Below are 18263 nucleotides of genomic sequence, written 5' to 3'. Positions count from 1 at the left end.
ATGACGATACAGAAGCAACTAACCCGATGCAAACAATAAGTAACTCGTCAGGCTATTTCGTTTTAGCGGCAGCGACGTTATCTTCTTCCGTTCTAGGTGCTGTCTTCTGAGCGCGGATCGCATACCCAGGTCCAGCTTCATCCAACTCTTCGTGCCGCGAGCCCCCCAGCCCGCGACGATGATGCGACTCGTCAATGCACCTTTGCAGATCCTTCAGCGTTCCTTGTTTGTCACGCGCAAACTCAGTCGCCATGCGGGTCAAAGCATAGGCGAGTATGTCGCTGTGGTGCAGATCCTGCATATCCGGCGCACGCCGAATGTTGAGCCACAGACGATGCACCAGCTGTACTTCGTGCGGTTCGATCGTAGGGGCATGAGGACCGATGTGAAAGCTGAGTGACTCGCCATCCGGTTTGACGACATAAAAAGTAAATTGCCGCTTCGGCTCAGGCAGCGCCTCCCACGCCTGGCCAACGTGGTAAGCCTGCTCCTCGGCAGTAAGCTTGGTCGATAGTCCGGAGACCACCGCCGCTGCATCCAGCGAGTTAGCCGTCTGCACTAGCGCCGAAAAGATATCTCCCGCGGGAACTACCAGCAACGAAATATGCTTCCCGAAGCTTTCGGCGACAGACACAGCCTTGGTAAATAACATCTGCTCGTGTTCGCTGAATAACTGCTCCGACGCGTCGACATACTCCGGTCCGCCCGCGCCCATCATTCGAGCAGCCAGCACCACCAGGTCCTGATCGTCCGTATTGGTATGCGTCAAAGCCCACTTCAGCGCAAACGGTGCGGCCGAGTCGCGCATCGTCACCACCACCGCCCCCGGACGAATATCCAACGCCTCACGCCCCACATTATCCTGATGCTCCAGCTGAAAGTGTTCTTTCATCTGTCTCGTGGTTAGATCGTGACGACGCTTGTTATCCCTCTCCGAGAGAGAAAAAATTACAAAGAAGGCCGCCGCAAAGATAATTCCACTTACCGTAGCTACCGACTTTGTAAATAAATTCACAATTGCTGTAGTAAGCAGCACCAGGAAGACACAAAGTAGTCCCAGAGGAATCTCTGTCTTCCCGATCCGAATATTGAGCGGCACCTTCCAGCCGCGTTCGCCCTTGTACTTCCACCGCAGGACCAGCATCGCCAGAGCATTGAAGGTGAAGCTCCAGATCACGCCAAACGCATAGGCCTCGCCCAGCATGATCACGTTGCCCCGAGTTACAAGAATCGTGAACACCTGCAGCCCTGCAACCAGGTTCACAATTCGATAACTGGTCCCATATTTCCTCTGCGGCTTACGAAACCAGTCCGACAGGACCCCATCCTCAGCCACCCGCATCAGTACGCCGGTCGAACCCACGATCGCCGTATTGACTGCCCCGCCAAGAATCAGGAATCCCACGATCACCACAAAGACGCGGAACCCGATCCGCACCGCCAGCGGCCCCACCATAAACATCGCCATCCCCGCGATCAGGTTATCGCGATAGACCGGCACCCGCACCGTGTCCGGAATCAGCATTACGGCCAGCAGCGTGCCGATACCCGTAAAGATGAAGCTGTAGATCGCAATTACGATCGCTGCGCGCTTCAAATTCTTCAGCTTCGGATGTTCAATCTCGCGGTTTACCTGGGCCAGCGACTCCTCGCCGCTCATCGCCAGCACCGAGTGTCCAAACGCCATCAGCACACCGAACAACCCCAGCGACCGCATGAATCCCGTGTGCTTCAAAAACCCCAGAGCGTCGTTGCTGAAATGAAGATTGTCCGGCGTAGGCCACGGCGGAAGATGTGCCCCCACATGAATCGCCGAAAAAATCCCCCACGTAAGCAGAATCACAACCATCACCGTCGTGATCTTCATCACCTTCAGAGCCTTGTCGCTCGACTCCTCAATCCCCTTCGTGTTCTGCCACCAGAAGTAGATGGTGATAAGTCCCGCAATCGCGGCGGAAGTTCCATCCACCGGCAACTGCCGAGCCGAGCCGCTGGGATGCAGCACCAACTTGACAGCCCAATGGTGCGCCGCACAAAGCCGCAATACCTCATTCAGCAAACCGACAATGTATTGCCCGGCGGAGACGCCTGAGATCGGCCCCGTCAGAATGTAGTCGAACATCAGGGCCGAGACACTCAGCTTCGCAAACGTTCCGCCCAGCGCCTCCTTCACAATCCGGTACACGCCGCCGCGCGTAAACATGCTGCAGCTCTCGACATACACCGCACGCACCGCGAAGCTGAACAGCATCACGCCCAGAATGAACCACGGCGCAGCCTTGCCCACCGCCTCCTCCGCGATGCCGCCAGCGTAGAACGCCGATGACCCCAGGTCGTTCAGGACGATCGCCGCCGCTCGCCAGAACGAAATAAAAGTAAGCATCACCGACGACGCCACGACCAGGCGGACGCGGTTCGATTGCGGCTTAGTGATCGTCTGTTTAGATCCCATTATGGTTTGCTGTTTGATAACCCGAACAGCCAGCGACACTGAATAACTTCAGCATGTTCGACGGCCACTCCCCCACCTTAAGTGGAACACTGCCAACACCCACCGGCAAGAGCAGATTACAATCCCGCTTCCGCCGCTGGCAGCTATTCTTCATCCCCCAGCAACTCCTTCAAATCTTCCGCGAAACTCACCACGATCACGACTGCGGACCCCGCCATCCCAAGAAAAAAAAGCGGGACAACAACCTTTGCAACGAGATGAATGACGAAATCCATGCGCATCCATTGTATCTCTCAACTGGCTGAAAACTAACTGGAAATTGTCAGCTCAATGTTAGACTTCAGACGCGATGCGACTTATCCCCCTGCGACTTTGGGCCATGGCCGTTCTCTCCGGCATTCTTCAGGTTTTGCCCTTTCCCATCGCAGGGCCCGTCCCTGTCTGGCGAACCACCTTCTGCTGGATCGCACTTCTTCCTCTCCTCTGGGCAACTCTCGCCAACGACAAGAACAACAACCCACTTACCATCCGTCAGGGCGCCGCCATCGGTTATCTCTGCGGCTTCCTCTGGTACATGGGCAACTGCTACTGGATCTACCAGACCATGTATCTCTACGGCGGCCTCGCCAAGCCCATCGCCGCCGGCATTCTCATCCTCTTCTGCCTCTACCTCGGTCTCTATCACGCCCTCTTCGGAGCCATCCTAGCGGCATTCCGAAGTCACTTCGGCCGTCAGTCTGCGCTGGTGTTCGTCCCGTTCGCGTGGGTCGCCGTCGAACTCGCCCGCGCCCGCATTACCGGCCTCCCATGGGATCTTCTCGGCATCGCCCAGGTCGACAACCCCCTGCTCACCCGCCTCGCTCCCATCACCGGAGCCTACGGCCTCTCGTTCGTCATCGCCGCAGTCAACGCCCTCTGGCTGGTTCGCATCCGCCTCCGCGAGCGCCGCTACACCCGTCCCGCGCTCACCATCGCTGGCGTCCTCATCATCGTCGTCTACATCCTCGGCCTTCGCCTCATTGCCAACCCGAAGCCGACCTCCACCACCGCAACCGCCACCCTCGTCCAGGAAAATCTCGAAGTCGGCGCCGCCAACACCGGCCCGCAACCGACAACCCAGCAGTTCCTCGACTCCTTCTCCTATCTCAGCCGCCATCCGTCAAGAAGATTCCTCCTCGGCACCCCCGAACTCCGCGACACTCAGACCCTCTACCTCGTCCGCCCTCGCGACGAAGAAGAGTCCGACGCCAACCCTCCCATCGCGACCAACCTCATCGTCTGGCCCGAATCTCCCGCACCCTTTGAAGACATAGACCCACAGTTCCGCAACGCGATGTCCGCCTTAGCCCGCTCCGCACAAGCCCCCGTCATCGTCGGCAACATCGGCTTCGAGCCCAGCCCCACAAATAAATCCGGCTACACCCCGTACAACCGCGCCTCCTTCATCAACGCCGACGGCACCTTCGATGGCCACTACGACAAGATGCACCTCGTCCCCTTCGGCGAGTACGTCCCCTTCAAAGACCTCTTCTTCTTCGCAAAAAATCTCCTCAACGAAGTAGGCACCTTCGCCCCCGGGGCCCAGCGCACCGTCTTCTCCACCGGAGGACACACCTACGGCGTCTTCATCTGTTACGAGTCCATCTTCGGCGACGAGATCCGCCAGCTCTCCCAGCACGGCGCCGACGTTCTCATCAACATCTCCAACGACGGCTGGTACGGCGACACCAGCGCCGCCTGGCAGCACCTCAACATGGTCCGCATGCGCGCCATCGAAAATCACCGCTGGGTCCTTCGCGCCACCAACACCGGCGTCACCGCATCCATCAACCCCTACGGTCACGTCATCACGGCTCTCCCGCGCCACCTGCGCTCCAGCCTGCGCGTCCACTTCGGCTACGAGCACGACCTCACCTTTTACGCCGCCCACGGCGATCTCTTCGCCTATGCCTGCGCCTTCCTCACCACGCTCGCCCTGGGTTATTGCCTCGGCCGCCGAACATCAGCCGGTACGCTTTAGGTCGAGTTCACAAGGCCCTCCACCGGTATCCGAATGGAACCTATTGGATTGCCATGGTGTCCTTACATAACATGGTTTCATTGCGCGCGATCGTTCGCTTCATTTCTCCTTTCTTAGCATGTTGCTTTCTTACGGTTGCCTTGGCGCAAGAAACTACCCCGCCCAAAGTATCGACCAAGCCTCTGACAGCAGAGCAGAAGGCGGTTTACAACGCTTTTCTGACCGGATACCAAGGAGACTCAAAGGTGACTCTCAATGTAGCCAACGTCACCGACCCATTTCTGCCCGACAAAGATGATTTACATGGTTGTCTAAGAAATTTTCCTAAGGATAGCCGCGCAATGGAGGTGCATCAGTTTGCCGATCAACTTGCAAATGATCGCATTCATTTAGTGAATCCAGAGAAATACAAAGTCGCTCAGGTGGGCGACTTCATGCAGCGGAGAGAGGACTTGGATAGCGCTGTTCAAGCCGCAATTGACGCTGGGCTCATGAGCATGTCTGAGGTTATCTTTGACCACACCCATCGGCTTGCTGCGTTGAACTTTAGTTTTCAATGCGGAAAGTTATGTGGGCACGGGGGAATTGTGATCTACGAACTTCGGAACGGTCACTGGAGTCGGTCGAAACGATCTTGCGGTGAATGGCAGAGCTAAAGGAAACGCGTCGCATCCAACCCCGCCACTAGAATGCAATAGAATCGAAAACATATGCTCTCTGATCTCGAATACTCCTACTCCCCGGTCCGCGACAAAGTGCGCGCTCTGCGGGAGTATCTTTGACTCCTCCAGACTCAGCCGCGAACTCTCCATCATTGAAGAGAAGATAGCCGACCCCACCGTCTGGGCCGACGCCTCGCGCTCCCAGCCCCTCATGCGCGAGCGCAAACGCCTCGAAACCCTCCTCGTCGACGATGCCGAACTAGCCCGCCGGTCCGACGACATCGAAGCCTACTTCGACCTCGCCCGCGAAGGCGAGAGTACCGAACCCGACCTCGCCCGCGAGATCCCCGCCCTGCTTACCTTCGCCGAAGAGCTCGAATCCAAGACCATGCTCTCGGAAGAGACCGATCCCCTCAACGCGATCGTCACCGTGCACCCCGGCGCCGGCGGAACCGAGAGTCAGGACTGGGCCGAGATGCTCATGCGCATGTACATCCGCTGGGGCGAGCGCCAGAGCTTCAAGGTCGAGATCAACGAGATTCAGGACGGCGACGAGGCCGGCATTAAATCCGCCACCTTCACCATCACCGGCGACTTTGCGTTCGGGCTGTTAAGTGGAGAGACGGGGGTTCATAGGCTGGTCCGCATCTCCCCCTTCGACTCGGCCAAGCGCCGCCACACTAGCTTTGCCTCAGTCTTCGTCTCGCCCGAGATCGACGACACCATCGTTATCGACATCAAGCCCGAAGACCTCCGCATCGACACCTACCGCTCCGGCGGCAAAGGCGGCCAGCACGTCAACACCACCGACTCCGCAGTTCGCATTACCCACATCCCCACCGGCCTCGTCACCGGCTGCCAGAACGAGCGCTCCCAGCACAAGAACAAGGAGCGCGCCATGAAGATGATGCGCTCCAAGCTCTACGAGTACGAGCTCGACAAGAAGAAGGCCACCGCCCGCAAACTCGAAGACTCAAAGCTCGACATCAAATTCGGCTCGCAGATCCGCAGCTACGTCCTGCAGCCCTATCGCATGGCAAAGGACCTGCGTACCCGGGTCGAAGTGGGCGACGTAGACAAGGTCCTCGACGGCGACCTCGAGCCCTTCATCCGCGGCTACCTCCGCATGCGCCGCGAGGGCAACTTCCCAGCCGAAGCCGCAGACGAAGACCTCACCTGATCCTTCAACTGGAGCCGCAACATTCAGGGTCCAGTGGCTTTGCATTTGTCTTTGCATTTGTCGTTGCACTTGCGTTTCTTGTTGTCATCCCCGAAGGGGATCTGCGGTTGCCGTTGCCGTTGCAAGTTATCTCTTTCCCACTCCACCCAGCCAGTCTCAGTCCGGCAAAGCCCCTCCCAAAAATAAATCCAAAAAGTGTGTCGTACTCCCAGCCAACAAAAAAGTGGATGCTAACCCACCACGTCTACGACACAATCCACCACCTCTTCACCACAAAATCACCACAGCAAAACACCCCTTTTCCTCAAAACCCCCGCAAAAACACAAAAACCACCACAAAACAAAAAAACCTCCCAACGACTACGCAACAGCCCCACCCCCCCGCGGACCGATGTAACTCTGCCGCCCCCGCCGCATCCAACAGACAGCACCCTGGAGGCAAATCGAAAGATGAGCGCAACCAAGCCGGCAGAAAAAAAGAAGACGCCCGACGAACAAGCACCCCTGCGCCAACAGTTGATCGCCCTTCTCCACGGCGGTCAGGCCCACGCCACCTTCGACGAAGTCATCAACGACTTTCCAGCCAGTCTCCGCGGCACTGTCCCACCCAACCTCCCCTACTCCGCCTGGCAGATCCTCGATCACCTCCGCATCACCCAGCGCGACATACTCAACTTCTCCGCGCCTCCCACCGGCGGCTATCACGGCATGAAGTGGCCAGACGAGTACTGGCCCAAATCCCCCCAGCCACCCGCCACCAACGCCTGGGACCAGTGCATCGCAGCAATCCGCTCCGACGCCGAACACTTCCAATCGCTGATCGAAAATCCCAGCTCCGACCTCTACAAGCCCTTCCGCTGGGGCGATGGCCAGAATCTACTCCGCGAGGCTCTCCTCGTCGCCGACCACAACGCCTACCATCTCGGCGAACTGCTCGTCATCCGCCGTCTTTTAGGCGCATGGCCCAAATAGACTCTGACGTAGAGGCCCTCAAAACAAAAATGAACGAACCAGAGATCATCCGCAGCATGTTAGGCGCCACCGCCAAAGAGAACCCACGCACCATCGCAGTCATCGGCCTCTCGGAAGACCCTTCCAGGCCCAGCCACTACGTCTCCGCCTACATGCAGCAGCACGGCTACAAGCTCTACCCCATCAACCCCTCCATCCCCCAGGTCCTCGGCGAAAAGTCCTACGCGTCGCTCTCCGACCTCCCCATCAAACCAGATATAGTCGACGTCTTCCGCCTGCCAAGGTTCATCCCCGCCATCGTTGACGAGATGATCCAGCTCAACCTCCCTAACCTCTGGGTCCAGCAGGGAATCGTCAACCTCGAGGCCGCCTCCCGTGCCGAAGCTGCAGGAATCCACGTCATCATGGATCGCTGCATCATGGTCGAACACCTCCACCAGACACCCAGATGACAACACTCCACCTCCGAACCCCTACAATTGGAACTGAATGAATAACGTACGCAAACTCTCCGCCTTCCTGCTCCTCGCCTGCGCCTCCTTGTTTTTCACACCCGCGCACGCCCAGCTTCAGGTCGTCGGCGACGGCGGCCCCGGCCCCGTCAAAGCCCAGCATCTCACCGCCGAACTCGTCTCTCTCTCCCCGAGTATCGCCCCCGGCGGCACCCTTCAGGTCGGCCTCGTCCTCACCCTCGAAGAGCACTGGCATGTCTACTGGATCAACGCCGGCGACTCCGGCGAGCCACCCAAAATTACCTGGACCCTCCCCGAAGGCATCACCGCCGGCCCGATGCTCTTTCCCATCCCCAGCCGCCTCCCGCTCGGCCCGCTCATGGACTTCGGCTACGAAGACGAGGTAGCCTTCCCGGTCCAGCTCGCCGCCGCCAGCACCCTCAAGCCCGGCCCCATCCATCTCGACGCCAAGATCAACTGGCTCGTCTGCCGCGAGGTTTGCATTCCCGGCAAGGCGCACCTCGGCCTCAACCTCAATGTCGCCCCCGGAGCCGCTCCGGTACAACCCGTCGGCGCCATCGGCGAAGCTCTCACCCTCATCCCCAAGCCCCTACCCGCCGACGCGAAGCTCACCATCACCGGCGGCAAGACCGACTTCGTCTTCAACCTCGTCACCGGGGGCCGCGAGACTAACGCCGAGTTCTATCCCTCCGATCAGGATCAGATCGCCAACGCCGCACCGCAGCAGATCGAGCCCACCTCCGACGGTGTTCGCCTCCGAGTCCATCGCTCCGACGATCTCAAAACTCTCCCCACCCAGCTCCACGGCGTCCTCAAGCTCTCCGACACCGAAGCCTACGAGATCACCGCCCCCGTAACCGCCGGCGAAGTTGCTCCCGCACCCGGCAGCAAACTCCCCGGAGCCCCGGCCACCAGCAGCGTCACCACCCTCAGCGCCATCGGCCTCGCCTTCGTTGGCGGCATCATCCTCAACCTGATGCCCTGCGTCTTCCCGGTCCTCTTCCTCAAAGGCCTCGCCCTCGTGCAGTCCTCCGGCGAAGAGCGCAGCCGCCTCCGCAGCCACGGCATCGTCTACACCCTCGGTATCCTCGTCTCCTTCTGGATCATCGTCGCCGTACTGCTCATCCTCCGCGCCACCGGCAGTCAGGCCGGATGGGGCTTCCAGCTTCAATCCCCAACCTTCATCGCAGTCCTCGCCGCCGGCCTCTTCTTCTTCGCCCTCTCGCTCGCCGGACAGTTCGACCTCGGCCTCTCCCTCACCAGCGTAGGCGGCGGCCTCGCGCAGAAGCAGGGCTACACCGGTAGCTTCTTCACCGGAGTCCTCGCCACCATCGTCGCTACACCCTGCACCGCACCGCTCATGGGAGCAGCCATCGGCTTCGCCCTCGCACAACCCGCCGGAGTCACCTTCGCCGTCTTCACCGCCCTCGGCCTAGGCCTCGCCACACCCTATCTCCTTCTCAGCTTCCAACCCGCATGGACCCGCATCCTCCCACGTCCCGGCGCATGGATGGAGATCCTCAAGCAGCTCACCGCCGTCCCTCTCTTCGGTACTGCCATCTGGCTCGCCTGGGTCTACGGCAACCTCCATAGCGGCAACAGTCAGGGTGTCGATCACCTCGCCCGTCTCCTCTGGTGCTTCCTCGCTCTCGCCATCGCAGGCTGGGCTCTCGGCAAATGGCCCGCAAGCTGGAAAAGCGCCATCGCAGCCCTTGTCATCGCCGCCCTCGGCCTGGCCATCCCCCTCTATCAACCAAAGGACACCACGCTCGTCTGGGCGCCCTACTCCCAACAAGCCCTCGATCAAGCCCGCGCCGCCGGCCATCCCGTCTTCATCGACTTCACGGCCGCCTGGTGCCTCAGCTGCCAGGTCAACGAGCGCGCCGTCCTCAAATCCGCCGATGTCCAGCAACAGTTCCGCAAAAATAACGTCACCCTCCTCAAAGCCGACTGGACCCAGTACGACCCCGAGATCACCAAGCAACTCGCCTCGGTCAACCGCAGCGGCGTCCCCACCTACGTCATCTATCCCGCGATGAAGAACTCCTCCGCCGACGTCCTCCCCGAACTCCTCACCAAAGACATCGTCCTCACCGCCCTCGAAAAGGACGTGAAGCCATGACCTCGCAGCTGCCCACCGCAGATCAAGAAGATCCATCCGACGAGCAGAAGATCCGCACCCTCCTCGACGCCTGGGGCGAAGCCTCCGAAGCCGGAGACCTCACCGCCCAGATGCAGCTGATGACCGACGACGTAATCTTCCTCACCACCGGCAGCGCGCCCATGCGCCGCAAGCAGTTCGCCGAAGCCTTCTCCGCCATGATCGCGATGGTCCATCTCACCTGCCGCTCCAACGTGCAGGAGATCACCATCAGCGGCGACCTCGCCCTCTGCTGGAACCTTCTCGAAGTCTCCTTCACTCCCGTCGAAGGCGGCCAGACCCGCAAGCACGCCGGCAACGTCCTCACCGCCCTCCGCCGCGGCTCCGACGGCCAATGGCGCATCTGGCGCGACGCCAACCTCTTAACCCTTGTCTAGTCACCGCGTTCCCTGAAATCGAACGAATCCAACACATCTTCAATACGCCAGCGTCTAACCACCCAAGGTCTGGCGAATCCCGCATCACTGTCTGCTGGCCTCGTTTGCTGGCCTCGAAATGGCCATCCGCAGTCGTGGAGGTGCTCCGTTGAACATCAAGCCCCAACGCAAACTTATCGCCCTCATCTTCCTCATCAGCCTACCCGCATTCGCCGTAGTCCCCGGCACACCAGCCCCCGACTTCCGCGGCATCGACTCCAACGGTGCCCAGCACAAACTCTCCGAATACCGCGGCAAGTTCGTCGTGCTCGAGTGGGCCAACCAGGGCTGTCCCTACGACCGCAAACACTACCTCAGCGGCAGCATAGAGTCGCAACAACGCGACTGGACCGCCAAAGGCGTCATCTGGCTCTCCGTCATCTCCTCCGCGCCCGGCCAGCAGGGCTACGTCACTCCATCGGAAGAGAACACCTACCTCAAGACCATGCACGCTGCGCCCACCGCCGCAATCCTCGATCCCGACGGCGCCATCGGCCGCCTCTACGGAGCCAAAACCACGCCGCACATCTTCGTCGTCGACCCCACCGGCAAGCTCATCTATCAGGGAGCCATCGACGACAAGCCAACCACAGACCAGGAAGACCTCAAAGGCGCACGCAACTACCTCAACGAAACGCTAACCGCCGCCATGGCCGGCAAACCGTTGCAGGTCGAAAGCACCCGCCCCTACGGCTGCTCCGTCAAATACGCCCACTAGGACGAAGCAGAAGAAGCAAACTAAATCTTGAACCAAACCCGCGCAGCCTCTTTCAACTGGTCTTCGCTCAGCGAAATCTTCGTGTGCCCCACCGACCACTTATGCCCGAACGGGTCCTGAAATTGCCCGTAACGGTCGCCCCAGAACTGGTCGGCCAGCGGCATCGTCACAATCACACCATGCTCCACCGCACGCTTCCAGAACCGATCCACATCGTTCATCTGCAGATGGATCGTCACCGGAGACCCGCCCAGGGCCTCGGGGGTCGACGCTTTGCCTCCCCTCATCTCGGGGAAATCATCCGAAAGCATGATGCTTCCATCACCGATGACAAGATGGGCATGGGTAATTTTGGTTGACTCCGGCATGTGATGTCGCACGATCTCCATCGCCCCCAGGGCATTCTTGTAAAAATCGATCGCTGCCGCGGCGTCGCGAACAACCAGATAGGGGATAAGCGGAGGATAGGATTCCATGCGAGCACCTCAAGAGACTGAATGATCCGGGAACCGAGATAACTTATCACGTTACGGCTCCCGCTTTCGTCCCTTGATCCGTGAAATCTCCTCCATCCGCTGCGCCAGCAGCTTCTCCCGTCCTTCATTGGTCGGATGATAGTAGCGCCGCCCCGCCAACCCCGCCGGCAGGCACTCCATATCCGCCACGCGCCCCTCCACATCATGCGCGTACTGATAGTCCTTGCCGTAGTCGAGCGACTTCATCAACTTCGTCGGCGCATTCCGCAGATGCAGCGGCACCGGCTCCGCCGCCGTCGCTTCAATATCCGCCTTCACCGCACCATAAGCCGTATAAACCGCATTCGACTTAGGAGCCAGCGCCAGATAAACCACCGCCTGCGCCAACGCCAGCTCTCCCTCCGGATGCCCCAGAAAGTGCATCGCATCCCGCGCGCTCAAACAAAGATTCAGCGCCTCCGGAGCCGCCAGCCCAATATCCTCCACCGCCATCCGCACAATCCGCCGCGCGCAGTACATCGGATCTTCGCCAGCCTCCAGCATCCGACCCAGCCAGTACATCGCCGCATCCGGGTCCGAGTTCCTCACACTCTTATGCAGCGCCGAAATAATGTCGTAGTGCTGCTCGCCCTTCTTGTCATACAGCAGCACACGACGCTGCAAAGCCTCCGCCGCGAGCGCCTTCGTGATCAGCTTTTCCCCGCGCCCCCCTGGTTCTAGAGAGACAGCAAGCTTCGCCGCCACATCCAGCGCATTCAGAGCATTCCGAGCATCTCCACTCGAGTAGGAAGCAATCGTAGCCAGCGCCTCCTCATCCGCTTCAACGCCACTCGCTCCCAACCCACGTTCAACATCCACCAGCGCGCGACGCAGCAGTCCCACAATCTGCTCCTCAGTCAACGCCACCAGCGTATAAACCCTGCACCGCGACAGCAGCGCCGCATTAATCTCAAACGATGGATTCTCCGTCGTCGCCCCGATCAACCGGATCGTCCCCCGCTCCACATACGGCAGAAACGCATCCTGCTGCGCCTTGTTGAACCGGTGAATCTCATCGACAAACAAAATCGTTCGCGATCCAAAACTAGCAGCCTTCTCGGCCTCCACCATCACGTTCTTGATCTCTTTGATCCCACTCAACACCGCAGAGAACTCAATAAAACTAGCCTGCGTCATCTGCGCAATAATCTTCGCCAGCGTAGTCTTCCCAGTCCCCGGAGGCCCCCAGAAGATCATCGACGTCGGATCATCCCCTTCAATCGCCAGCCGCAGCGGCTTCCCTGGCCCCAGCAGATGATCCTGCCCGACATACTCCGCAAGCGTCCGCGGCCGCATCCTCTCCGCCAGCGGCGTCTGCCTACCACGCTCAGCCGGAGCACTCATCGGACTAGCATCAAACAAACTCATCCCACTCCCTCACTCCCTGCAAAATCGCCGTCATCTCGACCGGAGGCGGCGCACTTTGCCGCCGCAGTGGAGAGACCCCCGCATTTCGCCTTTGCTGTCGCTCGTTCTGCCACATCGGACACACATCAGCCACTCCTCTGCCGACTCGCCTCATACAACAGCAGCGACCCAGCCACCGCCGCATTCAAACTCTCCACCGGCCCAGGGCAGGGAATCGTCACCCGCGCATCACACATCTCCATCCACTCGGCTGCCAGCCCGCTTCCTTCATTCCCAATCATCACAGCACAAGCCGCAGTAAAATCCATCTCCTGCGCCGCCACCACCCCAAAATCATCCGCCCCCACAGCAGCAATCAACCGAACCCCACGCCCCTTCAACTCCGCAACCTCCCCAGCAGTCACCCCAACCACCGGCACACGAAACACACTCCCCACACTAGCCCGCAGCGCCTTCTGGTTCCACGCACTCACAGTTCCCGGCGTCGTCAACACCCCACTCGCGCCAAACGCCTCCGCCGACCGCACCAGCGTCCCCAGATTCCCCGGATCCTGCAACCCCACCGTAATCAAAATCAAAGCCGCCCCTGAACCTTCAAAAACATCCGCCAAAGTCCTAACCGGAGGCACCATCAACGCAGCCACCCCCTGCGGCGACTGTGTCTCCACCACGCTCCCGAACACCTCTTCCGTCAGTCGCAGCACCTCTACCCCACGCGGCACGATCCCCGGCACCGCCCGCTGCTCACTCACAAACACACTCTTCAGCACCATGCCGCTTCGCAGAGCCTCTTCCAGCAGATGATCCCCTTCAATCGCGACCATCCCGCCACTCAACCGCGCATGGCCCTGAAACGCCGCCCGCAGCTGCTTCACCCGCGCATTTGCCCTGCTCGAAACCACCAGCTCCGAAGTCTGCATCTCCTCAAATCTTACGCCGTCCGCCGTCTCCACCCGCTCCGCTGTCCTTGAGCCCGCAGAGGCGGTATGCTAAGGTGCGAGTCTGCGGCATCACCAGCAGCACCCGGCCCAAGCGGACGGACTAACCGGCACAGGAGCCAGATTTGACGGCCGAAACACTCCGCATCCATCCCGACGAGCCCGAACCAGCGCTCATCGACTACGTCGTCGCCAGCCTCAACAACGGCAACGTTGTCGCCCTCCCCACCGACACCTTCTACGGCCTCGCCGTCGACCCCGTCAATCTCCAGGCCGTCGACCGCATCTACGACCTCAAAGCCCGCGCCCGCCACAAGCCTCTCTCGCTCCTCATAGCCGAGGTGGCCCAGGCCTACGAGATCGCCCGCCAGCTCGACTCCGCCTTCGACCGCCTCGCCGAAAAGTTCTGGCCCGGCCCGCTCACCATCGTCGTCAAAGCAGGCTCCAGGCTCCCCCTCCGCGTCACCGCCAACACCGGCAACCTCGCCCTCCGCGTCCCCGAAGCCGCCATCCCCCGCGCCGTCGTCACCCGCCTCGGCCTTCCCATCACCGCAACTTCCGCCAACCTCGCCGGCCACCCCGAGTGCGCCTACGCCACCGGCGTCCGCGAGCAGCTCGGCGACAAGATCCCCCTCATCGTCGACGGCGGCCCCACCGCCCGCACCACCGCCACCACCATCGTCGACCTCTCCGGCGGCGGCAACTCCTGGATGATCCTCCGCGAAGGAGCCATCCCCACCCACGAGATCGCACTCGCCCTCCAGCACTAACGATTTGCTCTCAACCTGCGCCTCGACAACTTTTGCGTCGAGCCTCACAGCTCCGACCCTGTAGACTAGCTCGATGCAAAAGTTGAACTCTCTGGCATAGCCTTGGGCCTTCGCACGCTCTCTGGAAAAACATGATCGCGCCTCAATCCAATCTGCGCAGCAGAAGCACCACACGCGGTCTCTTCCTCCGCCGCGTCCTCGGGCTCTTGCTCCTCATCGCCACAGCGTGGTGCATCTGGGTCTATGTGCAGATCGACACCGTCGCCAGCCAGGACAACGCCCAGCCAGCCGACGCCATCGCCGTCTTCGGAGCAGCAGAGTACCTCGGCCACCCCTCCCCCGTTCTCCACGCCCGCCTCGATCACGCCGTCGAGCTCTACCGCAAACAGATCGCCCCGCTCGTCATCACCCTCGGCGGCGGCACCGACAAGGACTCCGGCAACACCGAAGGCGGAGTAGGCCGCGACTACCTCCTCGCCAACGGCATTCCCTTCGCCAACATCATCGCCGAGACCCGCTCCATCGACACCGAGCAGCAGGTCCACCGCCTCGCCGCCATCGCCCACGAGAACAATCTCCACCACATCGTCGTCGTCTCCGACGGCACTCATCTCTTCCGCATCCGCCAGCTCTGCCAGGACGCCGGCCTCGACGTCTACACCTCGCCCCGCCCCTCGCTCGGCCACATCAGCAACTACGACCTCACCATGCGCTACGTGCACGAGATCATCAGCTACACGGCCCTCCGCCTCAACATCAACGTAGCCTTCCTGCACAGCTGGCTCGAAGGCAAACCCGAAGTCTAGCTTGCTGTTGCCTTTCTTGGTGTCATCCCCGAAGGGGTCTGCTCTTGCCCCTGTCGTTGCTTGTCCCGTGTCGTTGCCTGTCCTTTTTGTTGTCAATCCTGTAGGGATCTGCGGTTGCCTTTTCTTCCTAACTCACACACTCCGTCATCTCGACCGAAGCAATCGACAGATTCACCGTCGGTTGCGTAGTGGAGAGACCCCCGTATTTGGTGTTCAATTTGCAGAAGCCCAATCCGCGCTTCTTATGAACGAGCCCCCGACTTGCTCACAGCCACAACCAAGCCACCCCTGCAGCAAACAACGTTGACGCAAAATTAACCAGGTCGTTCCCCAACCATCCGCGCTCCTCGACAGTCGCGCCAAGAAAGCTGTCAAAAACTAACCCGGCGCACGCTGAAACAAGCACAACAACCATCTCCCGCCGGTTCGCAACCATATTCGAACCCACCAACACCACCACCCCCGCACCCACCACCCCGCTCAAACTCCCCGCAACGCTCACCCCCCCATCTCTTCCCGCCGGCACTCGTCTAAACTTCGTGATCAACCACGTCGGCCCACCCAGCGCCTGCCCAATCTCGGAGGACATCGTATCCGCCGTAGCCTCCGCCAGCGCCGCCAGGCACCAACCATACCATCCAACCGCCGCGCACAACGCTGCGACTCCAAGGTTCGCCACCACCTGCGAAGCGCGCCTTCCGCTTCGAGCCTCCGCCAGACCGCGCGCCCCTTTTCTCCGCCTGCCAAATCGAGTCGCGACGAAGGTGAGCACAAACAGCGCAATCAAAGCACACAGCGCAGGCCTCACAAAAAATCCCAAACCGCCCGGCACTCTCACCACCAGCGCCGCAATCAGACACACCAGCAGTCCCACCCCGGCCGCCGGCAGCGTAGCCGATCGCAGCATCCACACCAACCCGGCGAACCCCACGCTGAACCCGACCGGGAAGAGAAGCGACCGCACCGAACCCGCCGCAACCGTCGAAACGCAAGCCTTTACCGCCCCCAGCACAAGCAGCGGAGTCACCACCCTGACCAGCCACCTCGACTGCCAACGGTCCCGAGCCCGCGGAATCGCCTTTGCCCAGTGCGCCTCTCTCTGCGAATCTCTCGCGGAAACTTGTATTTCCTCGCCCATCCCAACCTCATGCCATTCCGTGATTTACAATCGAACCTTGAGCATAGCCAACACCAGCACCAACGCGGGAGCAGTTTTGCACTTAGCAAGTATCGAAGCAAATGGAACCACCCAGTCGCGGCCACACCGGCGCTCCGTCAGGTCTGCAACTCAGGCCCTCCGCGCTACACTCAGCCTCGCAGCGGTCGCCGCCGTTCTGGCCTCGGTCAGTGGATGCGGCAACAACTACCGCCCCGTCGTCAGCGCCATTAACCCTGTCGGCCCCGCCGCCCAGCCGCAAAAGTTCGCCGTAGCCGTCTCCAACACCGGCACCTCCGACAAACCCCAGCCAGGTCTAATCACCTTCGTTGACTTCTCGGGAGACACCATCCTCATCACGGCCAACGTAGGTGTGAACCCCTACTACCTGATCCTCAATGGCGGCACCACCACCACCTCAACCGCCAACACCGGATACACGCTCAACAGCGACCACACCTTCACCAGCTTCGACATCGACACCCAGCTGCTCACCAGCCAGATCCTCCAGACCACCCTGCTCCCCGGCGCCAACCCGGTGGCCATCCTTCCCGAAGGTGTCAACACCTACGTCACCGACCCGACCATCAATCCCGGTCAGGGTGTCATCTCGCAGTTCACCGGCTCTCCCCTCGCGCTCCGCCAGCAGCTCTCCATAGACCCGGCCTTCACGCCCGTCTATACCGTCGGCGTAACCAGTGCTCCACGCGTATACGCCCTCAGCCCGAGCCTTACTCTAGGCGCACCCGGCCAGGCCAGCACCATCGAAGTGGCAACCAATACCATCGACCCTACGCCGCTTCCAGTAGGCGTCAATCCCGTCTACGGTGTCATGACCGCCGACGCCAAGCGCGCCTTCGTTCTCAATCAGGGCGACGGCACCGTCTCAGTCATCAACGCCCAGACCAACGCGCTCGACACGGTCCCGGTGAGCCAGACCAATCCCACGAACCCCACCAATCCCATCCAGCTTTGCATTGCCCCGGCATGCTCCAATCCTGCGACGGTCAACCCGCTCTGGGCAGACTTCGCGCCGGTTCGTAATGAGGTACTCGTCGCCAACGCAGGTGATGGCGTCAACCCAGGCTCGCTCAGCATCATCAGCATCCCCCTCTGCTCGGCGACCGCTCAGGTCGGCAACCCGAACTGCGACCTCAACAATCCAGTCGATGCCATCGGCTTCGGCACCGTCGTCGCGACCGTTCCAGTCGGTGTGAACCCGGTCATGGTCGGCGTCCTCCAGGACACCACCAACAGCCGCGCCTACGTCGTCAACCAGGGCAACAAGAGCCTGCCCTGCGCAGCCCCTGGCGTTGCCGTCACAGCCGCCACCACCACCTGCACGGTCTCGGTCATCAACCTCAACACCAACACCGTCATCGCAACCATCCCGCTACCTCTCAGCATTAGCATCGACGCCGCGACTCCGTTCAAAAACGGCCATCCGAACTACGTTGCCGTTACCAGCGGCACGCCCACCGGCAAGGTCTACGTCGTATCGCCGGACTCGAACTTCATGACCGTCATCCGCACCGATACGGATGCCATCGACACCACCGTCCCCCTGCAGGGCGCAGGCGTCTCGGTTCGCGTCACTCAACCCTAGAGCGCACCAGACAACCTGTGACCGCAAAAACAGAAGCCATCCTGCAAAGG

17 protein-coding genes are annotated in these 18263 nt (G+C 60.7%); 11 read left to right on the top strand and 6 right to left on the bottom strand.

Translation table 11 applies throughout. The features are described from left to right. Positions 1 to 52: 52 nt before the first annotated feature. Together HDF09_RS04540 and HDF09_RS04535 are read right to left on the bottom strand one after the other, a co-directional pair. Positions 53 to 2452: an APC family permease gene (locus HDF09_RS04540; RefSeq protein WP_183762044.1), complete on the bottom strand. Its 2400-nt coding sequence runs from the start codon at positions 2450 to 2452 to the stop codon at positions 53 to 55. A 143-nt stretch (positions 2453 to 2595) separates the two neighbouring features. Then, positions 2596 to 2733: a hypothetical protein gene (locus HDF09_RS04535; protein WP_183762040.1), complete on the bottom strand. Its 138-nt coding sequence runs from the start codon at positions 2731 to 2733 to the stop codon at positions 2596 to 2598. A 68-nt stretch (positions 2734 to 2801) separates the two neighbouring features. Between HDF09_RS04535 and lnt the strand changes: the two genes are divergently transcribed. The 8 genes from lnt (at position 2802) to HDF09_RS04495 (ending at position 11054) form a co-directional block, all read left to right on the top strand. Next, on the top strand, positions 2802 to 4472 hold the full coding sequence (gene lnt, locus HDF09_RS04530; protein ID WP_260180917.1) for an apolipoprotein N-acyltransferase: 1671 nt from the start codon (positions 2802 to 2804) through the stop codon (positions 4470 to 4472). A 53-nt stretch (positions 4473 to 4525) separates the two neighbouring features. Beyond that, positions 4526 to 5128, top strand: a complete 603-nt coding sequence (locus HDF09_RS04525) for a hypothetical protein (RefSeq protein WP_183762037.1) — start codon at positions 4526 to 4528, stop codon at positions 5126 to 5128. Positions 5129 to 5182: 54 nt separating this feature from the next. Further along, a protein-coding gene (gene prfB, locus HDF09_RS04520; protein WP_183762034.1) for a peptide chain release factor 2 occupies positions 5183 to 6314 on the top strand; the annotation gives its coding sequence in 2 pieces (ribosomal slippage) (positions 5183 to 5251 and positions 5253 to 6314; 1131 coding nt in all). A 450-nt stretch (positions 6315 to 6764) separates the two neighbouring features. Then, positions 6765 to 7286, top strand: a complete 522-nt coding sequence (locus tag HDF09_RS04515) for a DinB family protein (RefSeq protein ID WP_183762030.1) — start codon at positions 6765 to 6767, stop codon at positions 7284 to 7286. Positions 7287 to 7315: 29 nt separating this feature from the next. Continuing rightward, entirely contained in the window at positions 7316 to 7738 is a 423-nt protein-coding gene (locus tag HDF09_RS04510; protein WP_183762027.1) for a CoA-binding protein, read from the top strand. 37 nt (positions 7739 to 7775) lie between these two features. Next, positions 7776 to 9881 (top strand): protein-disulfide reductase DsbD family protein, encoded by a 2106-nt coding sequence (locus HDF09_RS04505; RefSeq protein ID WP_183762024.1) that lies wholly within the window; start codon positions 7776 to 7778, stop codon positions 9879 to 9881. Next, positions 9878 to 10297: a YybH family protein gene (locus tag HDF09_RS04500; protein ID WP_183762021.1), complete on the top strand. Its 420-nt coding sequence runs from the start codon at positions 9878 to 9880 to the stop codon at positions 10295 to 10297. Before HDF09_RS04505 ends, HDF09_RS04500 begins: the two co-directional genes overlap by 4 nt. 148 nt (positions 10298 to 10445) lie before the next feature. After that, positions 10446 to 11054: a redoxin domain-containing protein gene (locus tag HDF09_RS04495; RefSeq protein ID WP_260180916.1), complete on the top strand. Its 609-nt coding sequence runs from the start codon at positions 10446 to 10448 to the stop codon at positions 11052 to 11054. 20 nt (positions 11055 to 11074) lie between these two features. Here the strand turns inward: HDF09_RS04495 and HDF09_RS04490 are convergent, their stop codons facing one another. The 3 genes from HDF09_RS04490 to HDF09_RS04480 all read right to left on the bottom strand — a co-directional run bounded on the left by HDF09_RS04490 (position 11075) and on the right by HDF09_RS04480 (position 13857). Further along, on the bottom strand, positions 11075 to 11530 hold the full coding sequence (locus HDF09_RS04490) for a VOC family protein (protein ID WP_183762004.1): 456 nt from the start codon (positions 11528 to 11530) through the stop codon (positions 11075 to 11077). A gap of 51 nt (positions 11531 to 11581) precedes the next feature. Further along, positions 11582 to 12937 (bottom strand): replication-associated recombination protein A, encoded by a 1356-nt coding sequence (locus HDF09_RS04485; RefSeq protein WP_183762001.1) that lies wholly within the window; start codon positions 12935 to 12937, stop codon positions 11582 to 11584. Between the two features lie 125 nt (positions 12938 to 13062). Beyond that, complete coding sequence (locus tag HDF09_RS04480; protein WP_260180914.1) at positions 13063 to 13857, bottom strand: TrmH family RNA methyltransferase; 795 nt, start codon at positions 13855 to 13857, stop codon at positions 13063 to 13065. Positions 13858 to 14000: 143 nt separating this feature from the next. Between HDF09_RS04480 and HDF09_RS04475 the strand changes: the two genes are divergently transcribed. Next, on the top strand, positions 14001 to 14645 hold the full coding sequence (locus tag HDF09_RS04475; protein ID WP_183761998.1) for an L-threonylcarbamoyladenylate synthase: 645 nt from the start codon (positions 14001 to 14003) through the stop codon (positions 14643 to 14645). A 131-nt stretch (positions 14646 to 14776) separates the two neighbouring features. Beyond that, positions 14777 to 15451: a YdcF family protein gene (locus HDF09_RS04470; protein WP_183761995.1), complete on the top strand. Its 675-nt coding sequence runs from the start codon at positions 14777 to 14779 to the stop codon at positions 15449 to 15451. Positions 15452 to 15716: 265 nt separating this feature from the next. On the opposite strand, the gene HDF09_RS04465 is transcribed toward HDF09_RS04470, so the two are convergent. Then, complete coding sequence (locus HDF09_RS04465) at positions 15717 to 16589, bottom strand: DUF92 domain-containing protein (RefSeq protein WP_183761992.1); 873 nt, start codon at positions 16587 to 16589, stop codon at positions 15717 to 15719. 76 nt (positions 16590 to 16665) lie between these two features. Here HDF09_RS04465 and HDF09_RS04460 point away from each other — a divergent pair, with 76 nt between their 5' ends. After that, a complete protein-coding gene (locus HDF09_RS04460) occupies positions 16666 to 18213 on the top strand; it encodes a YncE family protein (RefSeq protein WP_260180913.1) in 1548 nt (515 codons plus the stop codon). The last annotated feature ends 50 nt before the right edge of the window (positions 18214 to 18263 follow it).

Origin of the sequence: Edaphobacter lichenicola (assembly GCF_014201315.1) — a bacterium.
GTDB classification, from domain to species: Bacteria; Acidobacteriota; Terriglobia; order Terriglobales; family Acidobacteriaceae; genus Edaphobacter; species Edaphobacter lichenicola_B.
The sequence above is the reverse complement of the archived record's forward strand: the minus strand, read 5'-3'. Positions and strand labels throughout refer to the sequence as shown.

Bases quoted from the DNA above. Each gene is read 5' to 3' on its own strand.
- HDF09_RS04540 (WP_183762044.1), bottom strand. From the start codon at position 2,452: ATGGGATCTAAACAGACGATCACTAAGCCGCAATCGAACCGCGTCCGC.
- HDF09_RS04535 (WP_183762040.1), bottom strand. From the start codon at position 2,733: ATGCGCATGGATTTCGTCATTCATCTCGTTGCAAAGGTTGTTGTCCCG.
- lnt (WP_260180917.1), top strand. From the start codon at position 2,802: ATGCGACTTATCCCCCTGCGACTTTGGGCCATGGCCGTTCTCTCCGGC.
- HDF09_RS04525 (WP_183762037.1), top strand. From the start codon at position 4,526: ATGGTGTCCTTACATAACATGGTTTCATTGCGCGCGATCGTTCGCTTC.
- HDF09_RS04515 (WP_183762030.1), top strand. From the start codon at position 6,765: ATGAGCGCAACCAAGCCGGCAGAAAAAAAGAAGACGCCCGACGAACAA.
- HDF09_RS04510 (WP_183762027.1), top strand. From the start codon at position 7,316: ATGAACGAACCAGAGATCATCCGCAGCATGTTAGGCGCCACCGCCAAA.
- HDF09_RS04505 (WP_183762024.1), top strand. From the start codon at position 7,776: ATGAATAACGTACGCAAACTCTCCGCCTTCCTGCTCCTCGCCTGCGCC.
- HDF09_RS04500 (WP_183762021.1), top strand. From the start codon at position 9,878: ATGACCTCGCAGCTGCCCACCGCAGATCAAGAAGATCCATCCGACGAG.
- HDF09_RS04490 (WP_183762004.1), bottom strand. From the start codon at position 11,530: ATGGAATCCTATCCTCCGCTTATCCCCTATCTGGTTGTTCGCGACGCC.
- HDF09_RS04485 (WP_183762001.1), bottom strand. From the start codon at position 12,937: ATGAGTTTGTTTGATGCTAGTCCGATGAGTGCTCCGGCTGAGCGTGGT.
- HDF09_RS04480 (WP_260180914.1), bottom strand. From the start codon at position 13,857: ATGCAGACTTCGGAGCTGGTGGTTTCGAGCAGGGCAAATGCGCGGGTG.
- HDF09_RS04470 (WP_183761995.1), top strand. From the start codon at position 14,777: ATGATCGCGCCTCAATCCAATCTGCGCAGCAGAAGCACCACACGCGGT.
- HDF09_RS04465 (WP_183761992.1), bottom strand. From the start codon at position 16,589: ATGGGCGAGGAAATACAAGTTTCCGCGAGAGATTCGCAGAGAGAGGCG.